Source organism: Sphingobium scionense (genome assembly GCF_014197035.1).
Taxonomy (GTDB): Bacteria; Pseudomonadota; Alphaproteobacteria; order Sphingomonadales; family Sphingomonadaceae; genus Sphingobium; species Sphingobium scionense.
In genome coordinates this window covers 24,721-48,600 of the sequence record NZ_JACIEU010000024.1, presented here as the reverse complement: position 1 = coordinate 48,600, position 23,880 = coordinate 24,721, and the positions used below count along the sequence as shown (strand labels likewise).

Here is a 23,880-nt window from a genome sequence, read left to right as displayed (position 1 = left end):
TTCGGGCTGGGCTTTCGGGCTGGGCTTTCGGGCTGGGCTTTCGGGCTGGGCTTTCGGGCTGGGCTTTCGGGCTGGGCTTTCGGGCTGGGCTTTCGGGCTGGGCTTTCGGGACTGATGTTTGAGGGCTTGGGCTTTCGGGAAGCCGGCGCCTCGATGGGGTGCTGACGGATATTGCCATCAGGTGAGGCGAAAGGGGCTGGTCCGGTTGGGCCGGCCCCTTTTGCGTTGGGCGTGCCGGCGAGGTGGCGCCGGGGCTGCTGCCCATGGCGGCGTGCGGGCGCGGGACGGGTCGATGGTTCGGGACAATCTGGGGAGAGGGCGATGGGCGCGCGAAAGGGGGCGGCCAGGCGGCCGGCGCGGGTGGTGCAGCGGCAGGCGGCGGGCGACGGGGTGCGGACGCAGGTGCGCAAGGCGCGGCGGGACGCGTGGAGCAAGGCGGTGCGCGCCCGTTTCCTGGCGGAACTGGCCGAAACCTGCAATGTCAGCGAGGCAGCGCGGACCGTGGGGAAGAGCCGGCAGGCGGCCTATGGCCTGAAACAGCGCGACGCGGAGTTTGCGCGCGGCTGGGACGCGGCGATCGAGCAGGGCTATGGCGAGATCGAGGCGATGCTGATCCGGCTGGCGCTGCAGGGCTGCGAGAGCGAGGAAATCATCGCGGATGGCGAGGGGGCGGTGAAGACCCGCAAGGTCAAGCGCGCGCCCAATCCGTCGCTGGGGCTGCAATTGCTGAAGCTGCATGCCGCCCAGGTCGCCGCGCGCCGGGCGGCGCGGGGCGATGTGGCCGGGCCGGGTAGCGCCGAGGCGATCGCCAGCGTCGAGCGGGTGCTGGCGGAAGTGCGCCGGCGACGCGCGGCTGCGGGGACGTGAGGGGATGGGCTATCCAGGCCTTCATTTTGGCGTGTGGAAAACGCGGAGGACGAGGAGGGGCGGTTAGGAAACGGTCCTCTATCTCGTCATGCCAGCGAAGGCTGGCATCTCAGGCCCGCGCACGCGAGGTAGACGGATAGCGCGAGACGGCTCGCCTCCTTCTGCCAGCGTCTGAGACCCCGGTTTTCGTTGGGGTGACGGAGTTGGGTGGGGAGCGGACGCCCCAATCCCACACCGTCATCCCCGCGAAGGCGGGGAGCCATCTCCTCAGCGTTGCACCTGACGCAAGGTCAGGAGATGGGTTCCCGCCTTCGCGGGAATGACGAAAAGGGGTGGGAAGTTGACTGGCGGCTTTCAGGAAACTTCGTCATGCCAGCGAACGCTGGCATCTCAGGCAGGCGCACGCGGCATAAACGGATAGCGCTAGACGGCTGGCCTCCTTCTGATACCGCCTGAGACCCCAGCCTTCGCTGGGGTGACGGAGTTGGGTGGATTGCAGAAAGTCTGCTTTTCGGACAATTCGCCTCAAAGCCGACTGGCTGGATCACTTCACCGTTTATCAGACGATGCGCCAGCCAAGCATTTTTCTCCTCCGACGAACCCATTGCGTGGCGGTTCGAACACGATCCGTTCCAATGCAGCACTTGGTCTGCGAGTATTCACGCCGGGTCCAGATACGTCCGTCGAGCCGGGTGCTGCGTCTCGGAAGGTCCACATATAGCTAGTCGCTTCGCGCTTTCGCCTGAGATGACCTTCGGCAAAGTGGCGCACCACCTTGCCTCCCAATGTGGCATATTGGCTTTCATGTATGGTGAAATCGCCATCGCGAGTTGTAAACGATAACTCCGCATCAATGGCGCTTCGTTTGATGAGCGCGGCGCTCTCACCTTCCCGCAGAAGAACAGAAAAAGCGGCTCCACAGACAGTTCCCGGACCTTGGTAGTCGGTTCTGCCGCTATAGCTCAGGCTAGTGGATGGTAGGGCCGCTTGCATCAAGAAAGCGAAAACGGAAAGCATCAGCGGTCCTCCGAGGGAGTTGCTTTCCAGTCATCGAAACTTCCAAAAATCTCCGCAACGGGCCAGCGGGGATCGGTTTCGATGTGTCTGGTCAGATGGATTTGAGCAAATCGTCCATCCTCAAGTTGAAAGAGAAAATCGTCTCGTCGCCAGCGCCGCCCAAGGGCCTTCCAGCGAGCATTGAAAAGGATGTGGCCGGGGGCAAGTTCACGACGCAGTTCCTCTTCCGCCCACGCAGCATCTTTAGCCGATGCGGTTTCCCAATCTCCGTCCCATTCAAATTCGTCCTGCATCGCTAATGGATAAGCGCCTTTTGGCTATGTCGGCAACTGGAGAGCGCTTTTTCGGGAACGAACGGCAACAAATGGTCGATCCACGCTTATCGCACTTTGCCATCTGGTAGGGGCTGCGACCGATCATGGACATTCAGCTTGCTGAGGTCCTCAACCACAAATCGATGGCAATCTTTGTCGATGAAAAGGTTGCCGCAATCGCAGCCAACATTTCCTCGCGGCGCAGAAGGTATGGAACTGCCGCATGTCATGCAAAGATAGGTTATGTGCGGGCCGCGAGGGACGTCTGCTGTAGAACGAAACATCAGCAGACTTTACCTTTGGCAAGAGATGTCCGCAATCGGGATCGGCGCGAGCCTATCTTAATGGCAAAAAATGGTCGCTTCCAGACCATCCTCCCCTGCAAGGGGAGTTCAAGGGAGACCCGTGTCTCCCTTGAACTGGCCGAAGGCCAGACGGAGGGGGCTCTCGATAGCGTGATACCCCTCCACCACTTCGTGGTCCCCCTCCCCTTGCAGGGGAGGAATTTACAGCAGCGATTGGTCGCTTCGCGCCGGGCAGCTATCCCGCTCAGGAACGGGCCAACCGCTATCGGGGCAGTCGGGCGCCGGACAGCTTGGCGAACGGCGACCGAGGGTGGATTCCTGCCATTCCCCTCCCGCAAGCGGGAGGGGCAGCGAGACTTGCGCGCGCAGCGCGTTAGTCGCAGCGGGGTGGGATTTCGCAACGTTCAGCCCATCCCCTTGATGGGAGCCACGCGCCTCCCATCAACCCCTCCCGCCTGCGGGAGGGGGAACATGTCTGGAATTGGTCGCAACCCGTCGATCCCTGTTGGCGTCATCCTGACTTTCGTCAGGATGACGAAGATGGGAATGGCCGCTCCTGGTGGCGGCCCGCCCTTCGTGCGGCGGGCTTTTGCTGGCGCGCGGTTCTTCTGATAGGATCGGCGCGAGGCTTTGGAGATCGGGCGATGCTGGTTGTAACGATCCTGTTGGCGGCGGTGGGGGCGATGATCGTGCTGTCGGCGCGCGCCGATCGGCGGTTCCGCGCGATCGACCGGTTGCCGATGCAATGGACGCTGACCGGGGCGGTGAGTTGGCATGCGCCGCGGGCCGTTGCGCTGGCCTTCACGCCGGTGCTGGGGACGATCCTCATCATGGTGATCGGCGCGATGGCTTTGTGGGTGCCGCCGCGCGCCGGGCAGGAGGGGCTGGTGTTGCCGGTGCTGCTGGCGATCGCGGCGGGCATGGTGGCGATCCATGCGCTGCATATCTGGATGATCGGGCGCTGGGCGAAGGCGCGGCACTGAACCGGCATTGGGGCTGAGGAGGCGAGGATGCGGCGTGTGACCCGGAACAGGATGGCGTTGCTGCTGCTGGCGCCGATGCTGATGCCCGCTGGTGCGATCGCCGCGCCGCCGACAAGCTGGGCGAAGGCGGGCGTGTCGCTGGCCGACTATGCCGGCGATGCAGGGGCATGCGCCGACGCGACGCGGGACAGGACGGTGACGGTGCGGCCGGAGACGGCGCAGGCGCTGGATGCGCTGAGTTCGGTCGACCTGGCGATGATCCTGCGGACCTATGGGGGCGGGGGCGATGCCAGCGCGCAGATGGCGGCGGCGAATATCGGCATGCATCATGACGCGGCCAATGTGGCGCGGCGGACGGCGAATTTCGGCGCGAAATATCAGGCGATGACGCGCAGCGACGTGCGCGCGCAATTGCAGGCGGCGCTGGACCAGTGCCTGGTCGAGCGCGGCTATGTGCGGATCATGCTGACGCAGGATCAGGTGCGCGGTCTGGCGAAGCTGAGCCGCGGGACCGCCGAGCGCACCGCCTATCTGCATGCGATCGACAGCGATCCGGCGGTGATCGCGGTGCAGCGGGTGATCGAGGAATAGAGGCCGTCGGGAATGTCGAACAATCGACATTATCGTGCGATGGCCAGTAGACGATGGATGATTTTTCGATGCTGACGAGAATTTCTTCTTAATATTTCCTACACTGACTGCCTATAACCGCCTCTGTAGGGTGAAATTCTGTGGGGGGTTTCGGTGTTCGGCAATATTGTCGTTCGCGTGCGCAACGTGCGTGCGGGACATTCCGGCGATTTTCGGCATTCATGGCCGGTCATGCTGCTGGCAATGCTGATGGCGATCCTGCTGGCGGCCGCGGCGACGGTGCAGTCATTCCGCGTCGACATCGTCGATCTGGCGCCACTCTATATCGCAATCATGATATTCTTGGGTTGTGGGCTTCATCTTCTTCGCCGCATGCCATCGCGCGATGGCGCCGCGGCAGAGCGCGCGCGGGGCGGGCAGCGGCTGGGGCATATGCTGGTGATCACCGGCCTGTTCTACTTCATGGCGGCGACCGCTGCACTGGGCTGTGCGGCCCTGGCGCGAACGGCCCTGCCCTATGCGGATGGGGTGCTGGCCGCGGCGGACCGCGCGCTATATTTCGACTGGTTGGCGATGATGGCGTGGTTTCAGGCCAGTCCGCGGATCGCGACATTATTGATACACGCCTATGCCGCGATCAACTGGCAACCGCAACTGGCGATAGTGCTGCTATGTGGGCTGGGGCATCCAGCGCTGGCCTATCGGTTCATGACCGCCTGGGGCATATGCCTGTTGCTGACCATATTGGCATTCCCCTTCTTTCCGGCGGTGGCCGCATTCCATTATTATGATGTCGATCCGGCGCAGATGCCGGGTGCGACCGCCTGGGCATCCTGGCATTTGGAGACGTTGATGGAGGGGCTGCGGTCCGGGGCCAGGGCGACGCTGGATGGCGACGCGCTGACGGGGATCATCACCATGCCCAGTTTCCATGCGGCATCGGCGATCCTGCTGATATTTGCCTTCTGGCCCTTCACCTGGCTGCGCTGGCCGTTCCTGGTGCTGAACATGGTGATGTTCGCATCGGCGGTGCCGGTCGGCGGTCATTATCTGGTGGATACGCTGGGCGGCCTCTTGCTGGCGCTGATCGCCATTGCGGCGGCGATCGCCGTGCATGGCCGGGGCGCGGATATCCGTCTCGATTGGAAGGCGATCAGGCGACCGATCCGGCGACGGGAAGCGGGGCTGGCGTCCATCTGACGGTGGGGGGGTGGCTGTCGATGTCGGGCGATCAGATGATTTTACCTGGCGGGAAAAGCCTCTAAGACACTGCTCCCATGAAGAAACTGATCCTGCTCGCCGCCGCTTCGGCTTTTGCAACCCCCTTGCTGGCGGCGCCGGCCGCGCCCGCCGCGCCAGATGCGGCGCGGTTGAAGGCGAGCGTGGAGAGGCTGGTGAGCTTCGGCACGCGCCATACGCTGTCGAGCGCGACCGACCCCAGGCGCGGGATCGGCGCGGCGCGGGCCTGGGGCAAGGCCGAGTTCGAGCGGATCGGCAAGGGCTGTGGCGGCTGTCTGAGCGTCGAGACGGTGGCGGATCGCTTCACCGGGCCGCGCGCGCCCGATGGCGTCGAGGTGGTCGATGTGCTGGCGATCCAGAAGGGTAGCGGCGATCCGAACGAAGTCGTGATCGTCGCGGGCCATATCGACAGCCGTGTGACCGACGTGATGAACATTACGAGCGATGCGCCGGGCGCCAATGACAATGCGTCGGGCACGGCGCTGGTGATCGAGGCGGCGCGGGTTCTGGCCGGGCAGAAGTTCAACGGCACGATCGTCTATGCGCTGCTGTCGGGCGAGGAACAGGGGCTGTGGGGCGGCAAGCTGCTTGCCAGCACGGCCAAGGCGCGCGGCTGGCATGTGCGGGCGATGCTGAACAATGATATTGTCGGCAATACGGTGGGGCAGAATGGCCAGGTGGTCGCGGACCGCGTGCGGGTGTTTTCCGAAGGCATTCGCGCGGGGGACGACGCCAAGGCGAATATGACGCGCCGGGCGATCGGCGGCGAGGATGACGGCCCGTCGCGGGCGCTGGCCAAGGCGATCGACGGCATTGCGCAGGCGGACCCCAGGATCGGGCTGGAGGTGCTGGCGGTGCGGCGGTTCGACCGGTTCGGGCGCGGCGGCGACCATTCGCCCTTCCTGGACCTGGGCTTTCCGGCGGTGCGCTTTTCGGTGGGGATCGAGAATTATGACCGGCAGCATCAGGACCTGCGCACCGAAAATGGCCGGGTCTATGGCGACACGGTCGACGGCATGGACTTTCCCTATCTGGCGAAGGTGACGGCGCTCAATGTCGCGACCCTGCGGCGGCTGGCCGATGCGCCAGCGGCGCCGGTGACGGTGTCGCTGGATGGCGCGCTGTCGATGGACACGCGGGTGTTCTGGGACGCGGTGCCGGGTGCGACGGCTTACAAGGTGTATTGGCGGCGCGCGGACAAGCAGGACTGGAGCGACAGCCGGGTCGTGACTGGCGGCACGCAGACGGTGCTGAAGGATATCGTGGTCGACGATCATTTCATCGGCGTCGCGGCGGTGGCCAAGGACGGGGCCGAGAGCCTGGTGACGTTCGGCGGGATGGCGCCGCGCAAATAAGCGGGGCGGCTTCGTCCCCGGAAAGGGGGCGGTGATGCAGATGGCCGATTGCGACTGGGTCGAGCAGGCGGCGGCCTGGCCCGAACTGGCGCGCTGGCTGAGCGTCGAGGCGGCCGAGCGGCTGGGGCAGGACTGGCATTTCCTGGCGCGGCCCGCGCAACTGGCCCCGGCGGGCGACTGGCGCATCTGGCTGATGATGGCGGGGCGCGGTTTCGGCAAGACGCGGGCCGGGGCGGAATGGGTGCGCGCCATTGCCGAGCGCGATCCCGAGGCGCGGATCGCGCTGGTCGGCGCGACTTTGGGCGAGGCGCGCAGCGTGATGGTGGAGGGGGCGAGCGGGGTGCTGGCGGTGGCGCCCTGGTGGGCCAGGCCGGCCTATGCCCCGGCGCTGCGCACGCTGACCTGGCCCAATGGCGCGCAGGCGCGATTGTTCGGCGCGGCCGAGCCCGAAAGCCTGCGCGGGCCGCAGTTCAGCCATGGCTGGGCCGACGAGATCGGCAAATGGCCGGGTGGGCAGGCGGCCTGGGACAATATGATGATGGCGATGCGGCTGGGGCGTGATCCGCGCGTGGTGGCGACGACGACGCCGCGCCCGGTGCCGCTGGTGCGGGCGCTGGTGGCAAGGGATGGCGCGGATGTGGTGCTGACGCGGGGGCGGACGGCGGACAATGCAGCGCATCTGGCGGCGGGCTTCGTCGACGATGTGACGCGCCTTTATGGCGGCACGCGGCTGGGGCGGCAGGAACTGGACGGCGAACTGATCGAGGAGGCGGAAGGGGCGCTGTGGACCCGCGCGGGGCTGGAGGCGTGCCGGGTGCGGCATGTGCCGGGCGCGCTGGTGCGGGTGGTGGTGGCGGTCGATCCGCCGGCAACGGCCGGCGGCGATGCGTGCGGCATCGTCGTGGTCGGGCTGGGCGGAGACGGGCGCGGCTATGTGATCGCGGACGCGAGCGTGGCGGGTTGCTCGCCCGAAGGCTGGGCGCGGGCGGTGGCGCAGGCGGCGCAGGGCCATGGCGCCGACCGGGTGGTGGCCGAGGCCAATAATGGTGGCGACATGGTGGCGAGCGTGCTGCGTGCGGCGCAGGAGACGTTGCCGCTGCGGCTGGTCCATGCCAGCCGGGGCAAGGCGGCGCGGGCCGAGCCGGTGGCGGCGCTCTATGAGGCCGGGCGGGTGGCGCATCGCGGGGCTTTCCCCGAGCTGGAGGACCAGATGTGCGGGCTGCTGGCGGGGGGAACCTATGTCGGGCCGGGGCGCTCGCCCGATCGGGCGGATGCGCTGGTCTGGGGGCTGAGCGAGCTGATGCTGGGGGCCAGGGGCGAGGCGCGGGTCAGGGGGCTTTGAGGGGGGGGCGGTGGGTGCGCGTGCGATTGATTTTCGCGCGGAGACGCGGAGGCGCGGAGAGGGGGGGCTTTCAGTCGCCCCCTATTTCGTCATGCCAGCGAACCCTGAGCCACCTTTGTCGTAACAACGGGTTCAGACTGGGCATCTTCCTTTGCAAAATCGAGGATGCCCATCAAGGCACCATGAAGCGTGGCATGGATTTCGCCGCGTTTCTCGCCGGGATGCAGTACGATCCGGTGGATGAGCGAACGAATGGCGTCAGAGGCGTCGAGCCGGGTTTCCGGGTCTTCCAGCGCTTGGATGAAGCGTTCCATCTCCCGCTTGTAGATTTCAGCGACGCCGGGATGAACGTCAGGAACAGCCTGGGGGGCGAGCGCCATGCGGGCGGCGATTTCACTCTTCTGCCGTTCAAGCTCCGCCATGCGGGCCTTCATCGTGGGCTGATAGAGCCCATCCTCGATAGCGGTCATGATTCCGGCAATGGCGCGCTCGATCTTGTCCAGTGAGCGGCGATCGACTTCAATCTGCACCCGCTGCTCGCGATTATGGCGGTTGATATATTCGGCATAGGCGGCAACGGCCGCCTGGACCTTTTCCGGTGACACCAGCCGTTCACGCAGACCCGCAAGCGCCCGCTCTTCCAGCGCATCGCGGCGAATGGTGCGGCTGTTGGCGCAGGTATGGCGGCGATGATGGTTCATACAGCCAAAGCGGCCATTGACCGCCAGGCCAACCTTGCCTCCGCACAGGCCGCATTCGACAAGGCCCGATAGCAGGGTGACCGGGCGCCGCGCCTGATGCATCCGGCTCGCCTGCGCCGCATGAACGCCGTCGATCATCGGCTTATATTGCTCGCCAAGCACGTCCTGCCGATGCTTTACCGCCTGCCAAACATCATCGCTGATGATGCGGAGCTGAGGCGCTTCGGCTCGAACCCATTCGGACTCCGGATTGGGACGACGCACGGTCCGGCCGGTGTGCGGGTCCTTGACGGACTGCTTATGGTTCCAGACCCGGACGCCGACATACATCTCGTTGTTGAGGATGCCGATGCCGAGGCTCCGCTTGCCGCGTATGGTGGTGTCGCTCCAAGGGCGGCCCGATGGACCGGGAACGCCATCTGCGTTCAGATCACGAGCGATAGCGCGGGGACTCTTTCCCGCCGCGAATTCGCGGAAGATGCGCTCGACAATGGGAACCTCTGACGGTTCGATCCGGCATTCGCCGCGTACCAACTCGCCTTCGGAGGAAAGCCGCCGCACCGTGCGATAACCATAGCCTACCGGTCCTGCCGAAAAGCCCTTCTCTACACGCCCGCGCTGTCCGCGATGGGTCTTCTTCGCGAGGTCTTTCAGGAACAGGGCGTTCATCGTGCCCTTGAGGCCGACATGCAGTTCGGAAATCTCGCCTTCGGCGAGCGTGACGAGCGGCACGCGGGCGAACTGGAGATGCTTGAAAAGCGTCGCCACATCCGCTTGATCGCGTGACACTCGGTCCAGCGCTTCGGCAAGGACAATATCGATCTTGCCCGCCTGCGCATCCTGCACCAGCGCTTGGATACCGGGGCGCAGGATCATGCTGGCGCCGGAGATCGCGGCATCTTCATAGACGCCTGCGACATGCCAGCCCTCGCGCGCTGCGCGCTCGCGGCAGACGCGAAGCTGATCCTCGATCGATGCCGCGCTTTGCTGATCCGAGGAATAGCGAGCGTACAGGGCAACGCGATTCATCAGGCTTTCCCTTCGGTCCATGGGTTGAACAGGCGGATACCAGTCGCCTCGAAGTCGGAAATATTGCGGGTCACGAGTGTGAGTTCGTGCTGCTGCGCATGGGCGGCGATGAAAGCATCCATCGCTCCCATGGGGCGGCCCGCGCCTTGTGCTCGATTGACAATACGGCCCCACAGATCCGCCGTTACGCTGTCGATGGAGAGCAGTCTTTCCTCAAATCGCGGCGCCAGTTGTTCGGTCAGCCAGATGTCGAGGCCCGACTGTCGTGCCCCCTTGTCCATGCGCTCAATGCCGTGGCGCAGTTCTGCCAGCGATACCACGCTCAGGAACAGCTCTTCCTCATCCACCGACGCCAGCCAATCCATCACGCCGGGATCAGGACGCGGCTTTGCTCCCTCCGAGATGATGTTGGTATCGAGCAGGAAACTCATAGATCAATCTCGCGAACACCATCCTTGAGGCGATCGACCTCAAGACCCGATCCGCGCAACGGCGAGGTCAGCAGGAAGTCGGCGAAGCTGCCGCGATGCTGGCGACGTTGAACCCGTTCCCATAGTTCGGCATCGACCACGACGACGGCGCTTTTGCCGTGACGCGTAATCGCCTGGGGCTCGCGCCGCGCCTTCTCGATTACCTCGCTCAGGCGCGCCTTGGCCTGTGCTACCGTCCAGCTATCCGGATGCGTTTCGACTGCCATAACCACATCTCCATTTATCATGGTCATAATAGCTAAAACCTTCGAAAAGTCAAGGTTCCGGCGGCCGTAGTGGTGGTCCCGGATCATTGTCATTGGCCGCTTTGCGTGCCCGGATATGCTGGCGCGCGATATGCCGACCGATGGCTTGCGCGATGTGCGATAGCGCGGCTTCAACACTCATCCCGGACAGGTCGGATTCCGGTTCATTGTCGTTGGCGGGGCGCAAGCGATTGGGAGCCGCAGTATCGTCACCCTTTTCCATGGCCCGCCTTTCCCTGAGAGGACGGGTTGTCGTTGTCGGCTCTATAGCCAGCGGGATTAGCGATCCAGCGCTCGATGGCGGACTCATGCCAGCCCGCGCCATGGACGCTGATCTTGAGCTGCGCAGGAAAGGTGCCGTCCGCTATCTTCCGGTAGATGGTCGAGCGGGAAAGCCCGGTGCGGGCACGGACGGTATCGAGACGGATAATACGTTCTGCATTCGACATTGGGGAGGCTTTCAAATCATGCGTTGGCGATGCCCCCTAAAGCCCAGAATGGCGCAGTTTCCGCGCAAGACAAGATGCGCGTCACCGACCTCACTGTAGGCCGGATGCCAATCATAGGGCTATGGAGGGACGTAGAGGGACATCGGCGATCATAGCGGGACTTGGCGGGAACTTGCCCGCTTCGTTTCCGCATGCGTTTTTCTCAGGCATTGTTGCCTGATTGCCACGCTTTTAACGCTCGCCGATCCGCCTCAGACCATTTGAGCTATGATGTATTTGGCATATCACCGGTCCTTCCCCGGTGGCCTGCCCGCCAAGACAGAAGATTGTGCGAATCGCACGCCTTGCGCAAGAGGCTATCACGCCGAATGCGGTGGCACGGCTGTCTCGCCGGTTCGCCGGCGTCAAACTCATGAACGCGAAGCTGAAGGAGGCTGAGAGATACGGCGTATGTCCGGACGATTCCACATCATCACGGGCGGACCAGGTTCCGGCAAAACCACTCTGATCCAATTTCTGTCCACCCAAGGCTTTCACTGCATGCCGGAGACGGGGCGGGCGATCATCAGAGATGAGGTCGCCAATGACGGGAGCGCTTTGCCGTGGGCCGATCGCGCTGCGTTTGCTGCCAAGATGTTTACCCGGGAATTACATGCCTACAAGGAGGCTGGCGCTCTTCAGGGACAGGTGATTTTCGACCGGGGCCTTCCCGATATCGTGGGCTATCTTCAGCTTTGCGGCCTCGACGTTCCGGTCGCTCTGATGCATGCCGCAGAAGTTCTGCGCTACGCCGAGCGCGTCTTCATCGCGCCTCACTGGCCTGCAATTTACGAAAAGGATACCGAACGGCAGCAGAGCGAAGATGAAGCGAAGGCAACATTCGAGGCCATGGTGCATGCCTACACGTCGCTAGGCTATCAGCTTGTCCATTTGCCGCTTGTATCCGTCGAGAAGCGCGCAGCCTTCATCCAGTCTCGGATCGACGCATAACCGGCTGCCTGAAGCAACCTCTATCGATCCATTGTTCCCGGTCGTCGGGATTGGACTCCTTGGCTCGCATGATTCGACGGTAAGCATGGGCGTCCCAGCACCGGGGCGCTGGCCACGCTCTATTCCGCTGCGCTCCACCGAGCCAGCGCTATGCGCCGTCTCGGCACCTTCCGGCGTAACGATCGCTGACGCGGGAAGTGGCTGCGCCACTCGCATGCAGACATCGCGCCTGGGCGCGATGGCGTGAACCGGCTCCGGCAAGCGGTGTGGTCGTCACTTCCCTCCAGGCGCGTCGCGGCGGCCCGCAACCCGGCTGCGCCGGGTCTTCCTCTTCGTTCCAGCCCTTACGGGTGCAGTCCGCCTCTGTCGCCGCGCCTGCCGGTGCGCTCTTGCCGCCCACCCCGCATTCCGGGGCCGGGATGATGCGAAGAGGAGTAAAGACCATGGAACTCAAGCACGTCGATATCGCCCGCCTTTCGATTTCGCCTGCCAACATGCGCGGGGAAAGAAAGGGCGTGACCTGATGCGCCGGACCCGTGGTCTTTTGCTTGGCGGCAATCCCGCACCGAAGGCGATCAGCCCGACGCCTTCGTCAATTTCATCTTCGGCAGAGGCTTGAAAACCGCTCTCCAAAGCGCGGACTGGGCGGCGTTTGCCAAGGGCTACAATGGCACCGCCTACAGCGAGAACAAGTATGACGAGAAGCTGGCTAAGGCATATGCCAAGCGGAGTGAGGTGGCATGATCGAGATCGCCGCCATCCTGCGTCGCTACTGGCCCGCGATCGGCGCCACACTGGCGATTGCCCTGCTCGGCATGGGTGCGACCGTTCAGACATTCCGCCTCCAGTCTGCCGTCGCAGAGCTGGAGACGGAAAGGCTGGGGAGAGCCAGCGACCGCAAGGATTATCAACGCGCCCAGGCTGAGGCAACCGCCGATGCCCTGTCGGCGAAGATGATGAAGGAAGCCGAAGATGCTGTCAGGGCCGATGAAGCCGATGCGCGCTATGCTGTTCTGTCTGCTCGCTACAGCGCTGCCGTCCTGCGCTACCAGGCCGCTCAGCGTTCGGGCGGCAGAACCGATCTGCCCGGCGCCTCCGAAGCCGCCCAAGGCGTTGACGGATCCGGTGGAGGTGCCATCATTCTTGCAGGGAACATTCTGATCCCGCAGGCTGATGCGCTGATTTGTGCGGAGAACACTGCGCGGCTTGAGGCAGCGAGGGCTTCGGCATTGTCGATCGAAGAAAAGTGAACCCGACGCAGCTGTATTTCGGGGGGAAATAAGGGTGCACGCCGGGCTCAGTTCTCAGGTAGCAGCGCCGCAGTGGCGGCGCTAGACCCATCACGAGAAGGTGTTCCTGGCGCGCCCCGCGATGACGTTGAACCTCGCCCGGAACGGCGCCAAAATAGTCGTGATGAAGAAGACGTTCAAGGGTAACCCCGTCTGCCTCAGGCGGGTCGCTACGCGTTGAACTGCAGACGGGGTATCCAACGGGCCGGGCAGTCTAAAACCGAATCGCGGGACGCTCTGCGGTAGAACAGGTCCGAAGCGCGATGTCGAGACTGCCTTTATGCTCGCGCGGGTGCCCCTGACGCGTATCTGGCCGCGATGCCTTGAAACAGCGCCAGGGACGGTCCCTATATATTCGGGCAGTTGAAGCAGTCAAACCGGCGGATTGATGTCCGACCAGTACGACGGAGCAACTACCGGGAATTTTCCGGCGGGGAGGCCGCCAAAAGCCAGGCACCAACCTTGGGCGCCTTCCGTATTGTCCCAAGCTGCGACAGAGGTGCCCAGTTGGTTCCAAAGCAGAAGTCGCCGACCATCCTTCCTGTCTTCCGGTAGGAGCTCCATCGGCTGCCATGGTATGAGGGAGACGGATATCATGGTCACCTCGTTTTTCTGTGTGTCACCGCCAAAAGGGCATCGCAATTCAAAAAAAGCCCGCCCCGATAGCAGGGCGAGCCAGGCGGAGATGGCAAGCGGGTCACCGCTTGCTAAACCAACGTATCGCAACCGATGCTTTGACGCCAGATGCAACATGGAGACGAGGCCCGGCCAAGCCCTGCGAGCCGGGACTTTATTGCTGCAGCCGTGAACAGCGATGCGCGAGGCGACCCCGGCGCGGCTGTTGCAAGCACACATTCGGGAGGTTTGAATGGCGCCGAGGTCAGCCCCTCTTACACAGTCCGCACAATGGCTAAAAGGGTGTCCCTGACAGGCGCCGCGGCGGCAAGCTCCATCAGGGACCACATATAGGTAGGGATTCGCTCGCTGGATGACAACGAGAAATGCGGCGCCTTGACACGTGTCGCGCCAACGTTAGACCGCGCCAGGAGCAGGAATTGGATAGCGAGTGTGCCATGGAAAGCCAAACGACGCCCGCCCCGCCATACAGTGTTTGAAATAAATATTCTCGATTTGACGCTACGGTGGGGTACGTTCTTCGTCGCCTGTCGGTTTGTTCATGCAACAATGTTGTCCGACGGACCGTTCCTTAATTCAGATCATAGTTGGGGAACGTTTATGCAGACGCACGAAAGCCGTTCGTTTCAAGCGACCTTCGGGTCTCACTATCTCGCTCTCTACCATGTTGGCGAACGTAACAGATGCCCTGGATGTAGGGGCGAACAGTGGCTTGTGGGACGCATGATGGCGGAATGCTGCCAATGTGGTTCAGCCTTACCGCTTGAGCAGTTCAGCACGTACAGCGCCACCCCGCGCATCGAATGCCGCGATCATCAGGATCATGGTTTGCCGGAGTATCTGCGCCCGGTGGCCTAGGCCCGAGCAGTTACTGGTGATCGGTATGGGGTGATCCTGACCGGCCAACCGATTGCAAATACCGGTCAGGATCCGCTTAAGTATAAGCGCCGCCGATGTCGGCCGCAAGGTGGATGCCCGAGCGACCGATGCCCAAAGGCCCTATGCCATAACGGCGTAGGGTAGTGACGCCGCCTCGGAGCACACGGCAAATGGCGGCAGGTCGTCCGCATATCCTTCGCGCATAGCGGCTGCAAGGTAAGTCGTTTTGATGCTGAGACGAACAGGCTCGATCTGCACTCTATATTTGCTAAAACAAACTCCTGTCCGAATTCCCTGTATATCCATCCTCGGACAGAGGGCGGCACCTTAGGTCATAGCTGGGGGCCGCCCAATTGTGCTGTAAAATGCTTCCACGGCTGAAACACGGGTTCGATTCCCCGTAGGGTCACCAAAACTCTCCCCCAGAGGGTTTCAGGAAGTGCCGGGAACGGCGTATTTCTGCGGTTTTTCGTGGTATAGGTATCCCATACGGAGCGGTCCTGGACCACCGGATACCAGCATGTTGATGGTATGTTTGATGGTAGCGCGGCCCTCCCCCAAAAGGAGATACCATCATGGCGCTTACTGCCGCTGCGATCAAAAACGCCAAGGGCAAAGCCAAGCCCTATAAACTCACCGATAGCGATGGCCTGTTCCTCTATGTGACGCCCAATGGCGGTCGCTATTGGCGGATGAACTATCGCCACATGGGCAAGCAGAAGACGTTGGCCTTCGGGGTCTATCCCGACACCGGCCTTGCCGACACCGGCCTTGCCGACGCCCGGGAGCAGCGCGACGCCGCCCGCAAGGTGCTAGCGAAGGGCGACGACCCCGCCGAGAAGATCAGGCTGGATCGCATTGCCGCTACCGTGGCCGCGTCCAACAGCTTCAAGGCCGTATCCGAAGAATGGCTGGTGAAGGTTGAACGCGAAGGCCGCTCCGCTGTCACGATGAAAAAGCTGCGCTGGCTCCTGGCTTTCATAAATGCATCGTTGGGCAAGCGCCCTGTCACCGCCATCACCGCGCAGGAGGTCTTGATCATGCTCCGTAAGATGGAAGGCAAGGGCCGCTATGAGACAGCCAAGCGCCTGCGCAGCACATGCAGCCAGATATTCCGCTACGCCATCGCCACGGCTCGCGCGGAGCGCGACGTGGCCGCCGACTTGCGCGGCGCCCTGATCGCGCCTCAGCCCGTCCACAGGGCCGCGATCACCAACGCCGACAATGCGGGAGGACTGCTACGGGCCATCGAGGCGTTCGAGGGCTTCGCCAACACTAAGGCGGCGCTGCGTTTGCTCCCGCATGTGTTCGTCCGTCCGGGCGAACTCCGCTATGCTGAATGGGCGGACTTTGATTTCGACAAGGCGCTATGGACCGTCCCGGCGCACAAGACCAAGATGCGCCGCGCGCACACCATCCCCCTCTCCCGGCAGGCGCTGGCGATCCTCGAAACCATCGAGCATGATGCGGACTATAGCAGGTTCCTGTTCCCGTCGCTCCGCTCGGTGGATCGGCCCATGTCGGAGAACACCATCAACGCCGCCCTGCGCCGCATGGGCTTTGTGCAAGATGAAATGACCGGCCACGGCTTCCGGGCGATGGCGGCGACGCTGCTCAATGAAATGGGACTATGGCATGCCGACGCGATCGAACGCCAGCTTGCCCATTGCGGCAGCAACGCCGTGCGCCGCGCCTATACGCGTGGCGAATATTGGGATGAGCGCGTGCGGATGATGCAGCACTGGTCCGACCATCTCGATGTCCTGCGCGACGGCCAGAAGATCGTCACTGGCAAATTCGGCAAAGCGAAAAGCCAAGCGGCCTGATCGCAGCCACCAAATGTCGCCGTGCCCTCGCCAAAAAGAGATAAGGGCACGGCGGCAGGATCAAACGCCCAACTCTTCCCGATAGCTTACCGGATCGGCAATCCAGCGGTTGACGGCGGACTCCCGCCAACCAGCGCCGTGGACGCTGATCTTCACCTGCCGTGGGAAAGTGCCTTCGCCCATCTTGCGATAGAGCGTCGTGCGGGAAAGCCCGGTGCGGGCCAGAACGGTTTTCATTCGGATGATACGATCGCTATTGTTCATGGGGCAGTCTCTTCAAATCAGGATGTTGCACGCGCCCCCGGCCACGAGCAATGAATGCCTTGCCGTCCTGGACAAGAGCGTTCCGGGCGCACAAGCAGCCAAGCTCGGAGGTTATAGTGGACGCTGGCGGCAATCGGCGGTCAGCGGCGGAAGACGGCGGAATTTGGCGCAGGCTCTTCACTGACGAGGATCAGCGCACATTTTTTCCCAGCCTGTACCAAAATCTCATGCGCAGCCTTCGCAACCGCCCCGGTCCGGGGGACAGCCAGAAGGCGCTAGGCCGAGTCGATCATGGGATGCTCCTTTGAAAGGACCACCTTCGCAGCGTGATGAAGCAGGAACTCATGGTCACTCGCGGCCTGTCCCCTGTCAAGAAGGCCGAAGCGGTATCGACTTATCCCATCGGCGTTGCACTATAACGCTTTGTGTTATATATCGCAGAAGAAGCAGGAGAACCGCCATCGCCCGCATTTTCAAGAATGGATGGTTCGAGCGCTTCGCGCGGAAGGAGCGGATTGCCGATGCATCGCTTCGTGAGGCGGTGCAGCGCGCGGAAAGTGGCCTTGTGGATGCCGACCTTGGCGGCGGCGTCATCAAGCAGCGGGGCGCGCGCACCGGACAGGGCAAGTCAGGCGGCTATCGCACGCTGATCCTGTTCAAACAGGGTGACAGGGCGATATTCGCTTTCGGGTTCGCAAAGAGTGCGCAGGCGAACATATCGAAAGCCGACCTGGCCTTGCTGCGTAATGCAGCGACCGAGGCGCTGGAATGGAGCGCAGAGGAACTGGACCGGCTGGTGGTGTCGGGAACGCTATTGGAGATAGACGATGGGAACGACGGTGAAGGATAAGAGCTATCCTAGCGAGATCGCGGGCGCGATTCATGAGATGATGAGCGACGCCCATGACGCGGGCGTGGTATCGCGTGCGACGCTGCGTACCTTTGACGAGGCGTGCCTTTCTCCCGCCCCCGCAATGGCAGGCGATGAAATTCGGGCGATCCGCGAGCGCGAGCATGTCTCGCAGCCGGTGTTTGCCGCGTATCTCAATGTCTCGCGCAATCTCGTGTCCGATTGGGAGCGCGGCGTGAAGCGGCCCGGTGGCCCTGCCCTGCGCCTGCTGTCGATCATCCAGCGCAAGGGATTGCAGGCGGTCGCGTAGCCCCTCGTGCCGGATTCACCTGATTGTCGGTTGCGATCTTGTCTGTGCAGAATAATCCCGCAACGAGCTGGCTAGTGTGGAAGGTGAATTGAGTCGACGTTGAGTTCCGGCAAGGCTGGGGATGGCTGGTCCTTGCCGCGCTGACGATTTCGACCATTGGCGACGAAATCACGCTGCTGACGCTAATGTTCCGTACCGCCGAGAATGCGTCCGCCTATGCGGTGCCTATGCTGCTGATCGCGGAGTTGCTGCCCGGTCTCATCGCCGCGCCCTATGCGGGCCGCCTGATCGACCGCCGGGACGCGGCTTGCATTCTAGTCATGGCATCGGCTCTGCAAGCTGGCGTGATTACGCTCATCGCCCACTATCCCATGTTTACCCTCGTAGGGGCAGCACTGTTGAGCGTGCTGTTCACGATCAGCAGTGCTGCGACATTCGCGCTGATTCCGGTGCTGGCGAATGGGTTGGGAATGACGCTCGCGCGCGCCAATTCCCTTCTGGAAATAGTCCGCAGCCTTGGGATGCTCGCTGGTCCTGTCGCTGGCGGCGTGCTGGTGGGCTGGATCGGATCAGGCAATGCTCTTTTGGCCGATGCCGTCAGTTTTGCTCTTCTGGCGCTTGTCGTGATGGCGAGCGGCCTAAGCCGCAAGCGCAGCCGGGCGATCAGGAAGAACAAACCCTGTTCGCGGACTATCTACCGCTGCTCCGCAATCGACGCTTGATGGTGGTGACGGGCGCGCTCAGTCTTGAAGTGTTCGCGACCGCCATTGCTGACGTTGCTTTCGTCTTCCTCGTCATGGTGACGCTGGGAAGCGGGCCGACTGCCTTCGGCGTGTTGACGGCGCTATGGGCAGGCGGGATGCTGATCGGCGCTGCTCTGGCCGAACGGGCCATCGGCCATAGGATTGGCCTGGCCGCGTTCGGCACGGCCGCTGTCATGGGCGCGACGATGCTGTTGATCGGCCTCGCACCGATTGGATTTGCGATCGTCGCTGTCGCCTTCATCCTGGGCGGCGGGGCGAACAGTATCCACAATGTCGCTGTCCGCACCCTGCTTCAATCGGAATGCTCGCCCGCCGATCATGGCAAGGTCGCAGCGATCTATGGTGCGGTGACGCGTACCGCCGTCATCGGTGGCTATGTCGCCGGTGCTTCTTCGTGTCAAACTATGCGCCATCCGCGTATCTCGTCGGCGGCCTGCTAGGCGTCGGTGCGGGCCTAATCGGGTGGCGGATGTTCAATGGGCGATGGAGTGCCGCATCCGCCAACGCATAGAAGTACTGGGATTGACCTGATTTCTGTGCATCACCGAAATGACGGCCTAAGCCGATGAAATGGCGGCTTCCGGCATACAAGTCGGCTTAGCCGGCAAGGCCACGCGCCAAAGACAGGGTGGGCCTTCGCTCCCCCGAGCCAGCGCGACACATCGTCTTCCTCCGAGAGTTTGGCAGCTTGCACTGTGCACATGATACGTCGCCAGTTGCCCGGCGAGCTTGTTTTTGTTAGCCAAAGTCGTCGACTCCCGAGGTGGCGTCCGACTCTGCGGCCTCGGCGCGAGTCGAAATTACCATGCGGATTTGGCTCAAGGCGCTTGAAACACAGTCGCCGCCGTGCGCGCCACATCCCGCGGTCAAACGGATGAAATCCACTTCGATGAGCGGCAACAAAGATGAGTAGCGTTGATGAAATCGGTCTCGGCCCTGCCCGCTCGGCATCGGCGGCCGATCATTCACGTGTTCGGCCGGGTGGGACGCACGATGCCGCAGCACATCTCGCCGCGATCGTGGAATCCTCGGATGACGCCATTCTGACGAAGGATCTCGACGGGATCGTCACCAGTTGGAACGAGGCAGCGGAGCGCCTGTTCGGCTATTCCGCGCCCGAGATCATCGGAAAGTCGATTACGCTTCTTCTGCCCTACGATCGACAGGACGAGGAAGCGCCGATCCTGGCCCGCCTGCGCCGCGGCGAGCGCGTACGGCACTACGAAACCGTGAGGCGGCGCAAAGACGGAAGTCTGGTGGATATCTCGCTCAGCGTCTCGCCGCTCCGCGACCCCGCCGGCACGGTCATTGGCGCCTCCACGATCGCGCGGGACATCTCGGAGCGCAAACAGGCCGAGGAGCAGCAACGGCTGCTGCTTCACGAGATGGACCATCGCATCAGGAACCTGTTCACGCTTTCCGCCAGCCTCATCCGCATGAGCTCGAGTGAGGTCAGCAGCGCGGAGGAACTGGCCACCATAGTGCAGGAGCGATTGGGGGCATTGGCGCGAGCGCATGCACTTACGATATCGAAAACCCCTCGCGCCGGCGCCGGCGATTCCGTAGGACTGCATGCCCTGCTCGAGACCATCGTCGCGCCTTATCAGACCGGGGGCGATGACCCCCGCATACGGATCGTCGGCGGCGACCTCGACCTTGCCGGAGCGGCTGTTACGGCACTCGCATTGATCTTCTATGAGCTTGCCACGAACGCCGCCAAACATGGGGCGCTGTCATCGCCATCGGGGGCCGTCACGATCGAAGCCATCGTCGAAGATGATACCGTGTCGCTGATTTGGGACGAACGCGGAGCGTTGGTCGAGGAAGTGCCGAAAAAGGAGGGGTTCGGAAGCAAGCTCGAGCGACTGGCCACCGGACAGCTCGGCGGCGATATCGAGCGCGAATGGCAGCCGGACGGTGTGCGGATCGTTGTGACAATAGCGCGCGAGCGCCTGGGCACGTCAGCCCTTATCTAAGTTAGTCCTTATCTAAGTTCCGTCGGCCCGGGCAGACGCGCACCTGAGATGCGCTCGATCACCTCGCGCGCGATGCGTGACGGCACCGCCAAGCCGATGCCGACATTGCCGCCGGCCGGAGCGATGATCGCGCTGTTCACGCCGATCGCCTCGCCGCGCATGTTGATGAGCGGGCCGCCAGAATTGCCGGGATTGATCGGGGCGTCGGTCTGGACATAGCGCGGACCTCCTTCGGACGGCGCGCGTAATGCGCTGACGATTCCCGCGGTGACGGTCTGGCCCACCTCGAACGGATTGCCGATCGCCACGACATAGTCGCCCACCTGCGTGCTTTCGGAATCGCCCAGCGGGATCTGCTTCAATCCGCGCGCGGGGATTCGCAGCACGGCGATGTCGGTGCGCGGATCGCTGCCGAGAAACTCGGCCTCGACCTGACGATCGCCGAGACGGACCGCGATGGCATGGGCATTTTCGACGACATGATGATTGGTGACCACCAGGCCTCGGGCGGCATCGACGACGAATCCCGAGCCTGCCGAGATGCGCGGTGCCAGCGCCTCGTCGGGGACACCGAGGAAGAGCCTGTAATAGGGATCGCGCAGCAACGGGTTCTGCGCATAAGGCGACGCCTGCAGCACCGCGATGTTGACCACGGCCGGCGCGACGCGCTCGACCAGCGGCGCTACCGTGAGCCGATTGAGCGGAACGGCATCGACCGAAATCGGTGCTCTCACCGCGGCGATAGGCGCTTTACCTTCGGCATCGAGCCAAGCCACGGCCAAGCCGCCGGCGACGCCGGACGCGAGCCCGGTTGCCGCCAGCAGTACGAGCCAGCTGCGTGGCAGACGCAAGCGCGGTCCGCCTGTGCTCACAGCCGATCTTCTTTCGACTCCGGCGGCTTGGCGGCTGGCGCACCCTGCCGCCGACTCAGCCGCACTCCGAAGCCAATCAACACGACGCCCGCGACGACTGCGTAGATCGCGATCACCCAGGCGACCGACAGGATCGTGGCGAGAGGGTTCACTGCGAGTGCTACCGGCACAGCGAGGCCCAGTATGATGGAGAGCGCGCCGGACAGGCCGAGCAGCCACTCGCCCTCGATCTCCTTGCGCAGGCGGACCGCCGGCGCGATCTCCAGCACACCCGCCAGAATGGCCCAGGCGCTCAGCATGCCAAGCGTCACCAAGGCATAGCTGACCGTCGCGGCGAAGGGCATCAGCACGAACAGAGCGGCGACCGCGATGCCGATCACGCCGCGCAGGACGAGCGCCCACCACCGCTCCTCCCTGGCGGTAGCGCCCCTCACGCCGGCGATGGTGGAGAGCAGGCCGTCGGCGCCGGCATAGGCGGCGAAGACCATGGTGAAGGCGAACAGCGCGCTCACCGGAAACAGGATCGCAACGACGCCCAGGAGCAGGGCGAGGACGCCGCGGACCGCAAACCAGCCCCAGTTGCGACCGAGCAGCGAAGCGCCGGCGCGGGCGTCGCTGCCCGCACCGGTATGGAGAATTGTCGCCGACATGTTCGTCATGGATCGACCTCCTCCGTCATTCCTCGCGCTGCCCGAACAGGCCCAGCAGCAGCTGGAACAGGTTGATGAGGTTGAGGTAGAGCGACAGCGCGCCCATCACCGCCAGCTTGTCGGCGCGTTCACTGCCCGCATAGGCCAGGTACTCGCTCTTCAGCCGCTGGGTGTCCCAGGCGGTGAGGCCGGTGAACACCAGCACGCCGGCGATCGAGAAGACGAGCTGGAGCGTCGAGGAACCAACGACCAGGTTGACCAGACTGGCGATGACGACGCCGATGAGGCCGACCATCAGGAAGGTCGACCAGCGCGACAGGTCGATGCGGGTGGTGTAGCCCCACAGGCTCATGCCCGCGAACACCGCCGCCGCGCTCGCAAAGGCCAGTGCGATGCTGGTGTCGGTGAAGACGAGGAAGATGCTCGCCATCGACACGCCCATTACACCCGCAAAGGCGTAGAAGGCCATCCGGGCCTGTGCGATCGTCATCCGCTCCACGCGGAACGAGAAGAACAGCACGAAGGCGAGCGGCGCGAAGATCGCCGCCCATTTGAGCGGCGTGCCGAAGATCGGCTGATAGAGGCCGGGCGTGCTCGCGACCAGCAGCGCGACGAGCGCCGTGATGCCAAGGCCCAGCGCCATGTTGCGATAGACGCCGAGCATGTGCCGGCGCAGGCCCCCGTCGTAGACGGCTGCGCCTGTCACAGGCGCCGACGAAGGCGGGTATGTAAAAGGTGTTTTCATGCCTCACTCCATTGTATCCAAGTTGATGAGGCACTCGGGGCTTCGGCGTGAAGCCTGCGATCCTGCACCGAGCGCACTCGATGCGGTCCGACATCACGGAGGCTGGAACAGCCGCCGTCAGAGGGGCCCGGTCCGCAGGCCTAATCTTGTTTTTGTCACGGCCATTTCAAGGGGGCTTTCGAGGTGCATCAGTCTTCGAAAAGCGGATTGGTCGGCGAGCTGGCACCGCGAATTTTTTCTCTTGAAACCTGTTTGCGGCTTACTAGGTCTTTGTCGCCGGACGCCGAACCGGGTCCGGTGGGACACATGAGAGCGTCGGCTCTTTCCGGCGCATCTCATGCCCAAATTGCTCAAACGGAGGATTTGGAAATGAGAACCAACTTCGACTTCGCGCCCTACAGGCGCTCCACGGTCGGCTTCGACCGCCTCTTCAACCTGCTCGAGGCAGGCGCGCGCGAGGACGACGGCTATCCGTCCTTCGACATCCTCAAGGACGGCGAGGACAGCTACAGCATCACGCTTGCGGTCGCCGGATTCCGCCCCGAGGACATCGAGGTGGTGGCGCAGCAGAACCTGCTCACCGTCACCGGCAAGCGCGCCGATGACGAGGGCCAGGGCGAATATCTGCATCGCGGCATCGCCGCCCGCGCGTTCGAGCGGCGCTTCCAGCTCGCCGACTTCGTCGAAGCGGGCGAGGCCAGCTTCGAGAACGGCTTGCTCAGCATCGCGCTCAAGCGCGTGGTGCCCGAGGCGATGAAGCCGCGCCGGATCGAGATCGCTGGCGGGAAGGTTGCCCAGGATCGGATCGAAGCGCCCAGGGATAAGGCCCGCAAAGCGGCCTGATCCCGGATCAAAAGGTTTGCCGGCGCCGCCCCCCAGCGGGCCGGCAGGCCTTGCCCCT

Annotated in this window: 26 protein-coding genes and 1 pseudogene; 16 read left to right on the top strand and 11 right to left on the bottom strand. The window is 63.4% G+C overall.

The window, feature by feature from the left end; all coding sequences use genetic code 11:
- The first annotated feature begins 321 nt into the window (after positions 1–321).
- On the top strand, positions 322–867 hold the full coding sequence (locus GGQ90_RS22310) for a hypothetical protein (RefSeq protein WP_188083996.1): 546 nt from the start codon (positions 322–324) through the stop codon (positions 865–867).
- 549 nt (positions 868–1,416) lie between these two features.
- Here GGQ90_RS22310 and GGQ90_RS22305 read toward each other — a convergent pair.
- Both GGQ90_RS22305 and GGQ90_RS22300 read right to left on the bottom strand, forming a co-directional pair.
- Positions 1,417–1,884 (bottom strand): hypothetical protein, encoded by a 468-nt coding sequence (locus tag GGQ90_RS22305; RefSeq protein WP_188083995.1) that lies wholly within the window; start codon positions 1,882–1,884, stop codon positions 1,417–1,419.
- The gene (locus GGQ90_RS22300) at positions 1,884–2,177 is read right to left on the bottom strand and encodes a hypothetical protein (protein WP_188083994.1); all 294 of its coding nucleotides are present in this window, start codon (positions 2,175–2,177) and stop codon (positions 1,884–1,886) included. The genes GGQ90_RS22305 and GGQ90_RS22300 overlap by 1 nt, the downstream gene beginning before the upstream one ends.
- A gap of 970 nt (positions 2,178–3,147) precedes the next feature.
- Between GGQ90_RS22300 and GGQ90_RS22295 the strand changes: the two genes are divergently transcribed.
- The 5 genes from GGQ90_RS22295 to GGQ90_RS22275 all read left to right on the top strand — a co-directional run bounded on the left by GGQ90_RS22295 (position 3,148) and on the right by GGQ90_RS22275 (position 8,013).
- Entirely contained in the window at positions 3,148–3,486 is a 339-nt protein-coding gene (locus GGQ90_RS22295) for a hypothetical protein (protein WP_188083993.1), read from the top strand.
- A 27-nt stretch (positions 3,487–3,513) separates the two neighbouring features.
- On the top strand, positions 3,514–4,077 hold the full coding sequence (locus tag GGQ90_RS22290) for a hypothetical protein (RefSeq protein WP_188083992.1): 564 nt from the start codon (positions 3,514–3,516) through the stop codon (positions 4,075–4,077).
- A gap of 231 nt (positions 4,078–4,308) precedes the next feature.
- Positions 4,309–5,277 carry a phosphatase PAP2 family protein gene (locus GGQ90_RS22285; RefSeq protein ID WP_188083991.1) on the top strand — a complete coding sequence of 323 codons (969 nt, stop codon included), beginning with the start codon at positions 4,309–4,311 and terminating at the stop codon, positions 5,275–5,277.
- 77 nt (positions 5,278–5,354) lie between these two features.
- Positions 5,355–6,671, top strand: a complete 1,317-nt coding sequence (locus GGQ90_RS22280; RefSeq protein ID WP_188083990.1) for a M28 family peptidase — start codon at positions 5,355–5,357, stop codon at positions 6,669–6,671.
- A gap of 34 nt (positions 6,672–6,705) precedes the next feature.
- Positions 6,706–8,013, top strand: a complete 1,308-nt coding sequence (locus tag GGQ90_RS22275) for a DNA-packaging protein (RefSeq protein WP_188083989.1) — start codon at positions 6,706–6,708, stop codon at positions 8,011–8,013.
- A gap of 89 nt (positions 8,014–8,102) precedes the next feature.
- On the opposite strand, the gene GGQ90_RS22270 is transcribed toward GGQ90_RS22275, so the two are convergent.
- The 4 genes from GGQ90_RS22270 to GGQ90_RS22255 all read right to left on the bottom strand — a co-directional run bounded on the left by GGQ90_RS22270 (position 8,103) and on the right by GGQ90_RS22255 (position 10,928).
- Positions 8,103–9,743, bottom strand: coding sequence for a recombinase family protein (locus GGQ90_RS22270; RefSeq protein WP_185703814.1), 1,641 nt, complete (start codon positions 9,741–9,743; stop codon positions 8,103–8,105).
- Entirely contained in the window at positions 9,743–10,174 is a 432-nt protein-coding gene (locus tag GGQ90_RS22265) for a type II toxin-antitoxin system VapC family toxin (RefSeq protein WP_185703815.1), read from the bottom strand. The genes GGQ90_RS22270 and GGQ90_RS22265 overlap by 1 nt, the downstream gene beginning before the upstream one ends.
- On the bottom strand, positions 10,171–10,440 hold the full coding sequence (locus GGQ90_RS22260; protein ID WP_159365511.1) for a type II toxin-antitoxin system Phd/YefM family antitoxin: 270 nt from the start codon (positions 10,438–10,440) through the stop codon (positions 10,171–10,173). Before GGQ90_RS22260 ends, GGQ90_RS22265 begins: the two co-directional genes overlap by 4 nt.
- A gap of 248 nt (positions 10,441–10,688) precedes the next feature.
- Entirely contained in the window at positions 10,689–10,928 is a 240-nt protein-coding gene (locus GGQ90_RS22255; protein ID WP_185703819.1) for a helix-turn-helix transcriptional regulator, read from the bottom strand.
- Positions 10,929–11,378: 450 nt separating this feature from the next.
- On the opposite strand from GGQ90_RS22255, the gene GGQ90_RS22250 reads away from it, so the two are divergent.
- The 3 genes and pseudogenes from GGQ90_RS22250 (at position 11,379) to GGQ90_RS22240 (ending at position 13,168) form a co-directional block, all read left to right on the top strand.
- Positions 11,379–11,918: an AAA family ATPase gene (locus GGQ90_RS22250; protein WP_185703821.1), complete on the top strand. Its 540-nt coding sequence runs from the start codon at positions 11,379–11,381 to the stop codon at positions 11,916–11,918.
- Positions 11,919–12,473: 555 nt separating this feature from the next.
- Positions 12,474–12,662 (top strand): annotated as a pseudogene (locus GGQ90_RS22245) (N-acetylmuramidase domain-containing protein); the annotation flags it as partial.
- Positions 12,659–13,168 carry a hypothetical protein gene (locus GGQ90_RS22240; RefSeq protein WP_185703823.1) on the top strand — a complete coding sequence of 170 codons (510 nt, stop codon included), beginning with the start codon at positions 12,659–12,661 and terminating at the stop codon, positions 13,166–13,168. The pseudogene GGQ90_RS22245 and the gene GGQ90_RS22240, both read left to right, overlap by 4 nt.
- A 411-nt stretch (positions 13,169–13,579) precedes the next feature.
- On the opposite strand, the gene GGQ90_RS29095 is transcribed toward GGQ90_RS22240, so the two are convergent.
- Positions 13,580–13,960 carry a hypothetical protein gene (locus GGQ90_RS29095; RefSeq protein WP_223178399.1) on the bottom strand — a complete coding sequence of 127 codons (381 nt, stop codon included), beginning with the start codon at positions 13,958–13,960 and terminating at the stop codon, positions 13,580–13,582.
- Positions 13,961–15,297: 1,337 nt separating this feature from the next.
- On the opposite strand from GGQ90_RS29095, the gene GGQ90_RS22235 reads away from it, so the two are divergent.
- Positions 15,298–16,548 (top strand): tyrosine-type recombinase/integrase, encoded by a 1,251-nt coding sequence (locus GGQ90_RS22235; protein WP_185703825.1) that lies wholly within the window; start codon positions 15,298–15,300, stop codon positions 16,546–16,548.
- Positions 16,549–16,608: 60 nt separating this feature from the next.
- Here the strand turns inward: GGQ90_RS22235 and GGQ90_RS22230 are convergent, their stop codons facing one another.
- Positions 16,609–16,812: a helix-turn-helix transcriptional regulator gene (locus GGQ90_RS22230; RefSeq protein WP_185703827.1), complete on the bottom strand. Its 204-nt coding sequence runs from the start codon at positions 16,810–16,812 to the stop codon at positions 16,609–16,611.
- A gap of 415 nt (positions 16,813–17,227) precedes the next feature.
- On the opposite strand from GGQ90_RS22230, the gene GGQ90_RS29410 reads away from it, so the two are divergent.
- The 5 genes from GGQ90_RS29410 to GGQ90_RS22210 all read left to right on the top strand — a co-directional run bounded on the left by GGQ90_RS29410 (position 17,228) and on the right by GGQ90_RS22210 (position 20,712).
- Complete coding sequence (locus tag GGQ90_RS29410; RefSeq protein ID WP_380814559.1) at positions 17,228–17,662, top strand: type II toxin-antitoxin system RelE/ParE family toxin; 435 nt, start codon at positions 17,228–17,230, stop codon at positions 17,660–17,662.
- Positions 17,640–17,972 (top strand): helix-turn-helix domain-containing protein, encoded by a 333-nt coding sequence (locus GGQ90_RS22220; protein ID WP_185703829.1) that lies wholly within the window; start codon positions 17,640–17,642, stop codon positions 17,970–17,972. Before GGQ90_RS29410 ends, GGQ90_RS22220 begins: the two co-directional genes overlap by 23 nt.
- A 185-nt stretch (positions 17,973–18,157) precedes the next feature.
- Entirely contained in the window at positions 18,158–18,694 is a 537-nt protein-coding gene (locus tag GGQ90_RS29405) for an MFS transporter (RefSeq protein WP_246428384.1), read from the top strand.
- A complete protein-coding gene (locus tag GGQ90_RS29400; RefSeq protein WP_246428382.1) occupies positions 18,652–19,176 on the top strand; it encodes an MFS transporter in 525 nt (174 codons plus the stop codon). The genes GGQ90_RS29405 and GGQ90_RS29400 overlap by 43 nt, the downstream gene beginning before the upstream one ends.
- A 465-nt stretch (positions 19,177–19,641) precedes the next feature.
- Positions 19,642–20,712: a PAS domain S-box protein gene (locus tag GGQ90_RS22210; protein WP_185703831.1), complete on the top strand. Its 1,071-nt coding sequence runs from the start codon at positions 19,642–19,644 to the stop codon at positions 20,710–20,712.
- Positions 20,713–20,720: 8 nt separating this feature from the next.
- Here the strand turns inward: GGQ90_RS22210 and GGQ90_RS22205 are convergent, their stop codons facing one another.
- Genes GGQ90_RS22205 through GGQ90_RS22195 form a run of 3 tightly spaced genes read right to left on the bottom strand, consistent with a single transcriptional unit; the run spans position 20,721 to position 22,979 of the window.
- Positions 20,721–21,563, bottom strand: a complete 843-nt coding sequence (locus GGQ90_RS22205; RefSeq protein ID WP_246428378.1) for a trypsin-like peptidase domain-containing protein — start codon at positions 21,561–21,563, stop codon at positions 20,721–20,723.
- Between the two features lie 17 nt (positions 21,564–21,580).
- Entirely contained in the window at positions 21,581–22,243 is a 663-nt protein-coding gene (locus GGQ90_RS22200) for an HdeD family acid-resistance protein (protein ID WP_185703833.1), read from the bottom strand.
- Between the two features lie 16 nt (positions 22,244–22,259).
- Positions 22,260–22,979: a Bax inhibitor-1/YccA family protein gene (locus GGQ90_RS22195; protein WP_246428377.1), complete on the bottom strand. Its 720-nt coding sequence runs from the start codon at positions 22,977–22,979 to the stop codon at positions 22,260–22,262.
- A 369-nt stretch (positions 22,980–23,348) separates the two neighbouring features.
- Between GGQ90_RS22195 and GGQ90_RS22190 the strand changes: the two genes are divergently transcribed.
- Positions 23,349–23,822 carry an Hsp20 family protein gene (locus tag GGQ90_RS22190; protein ID WP_188083988.1) on the top strand — a complete coding sequence of 158 codons (474 nt, stop codon included), beginning with the start codon at positions 23,349–23,351 and terminating at the stop codon, positions 23,820–23,822.
- Positions 23,823–23,880: the final 58 nt, after the last annotated feature.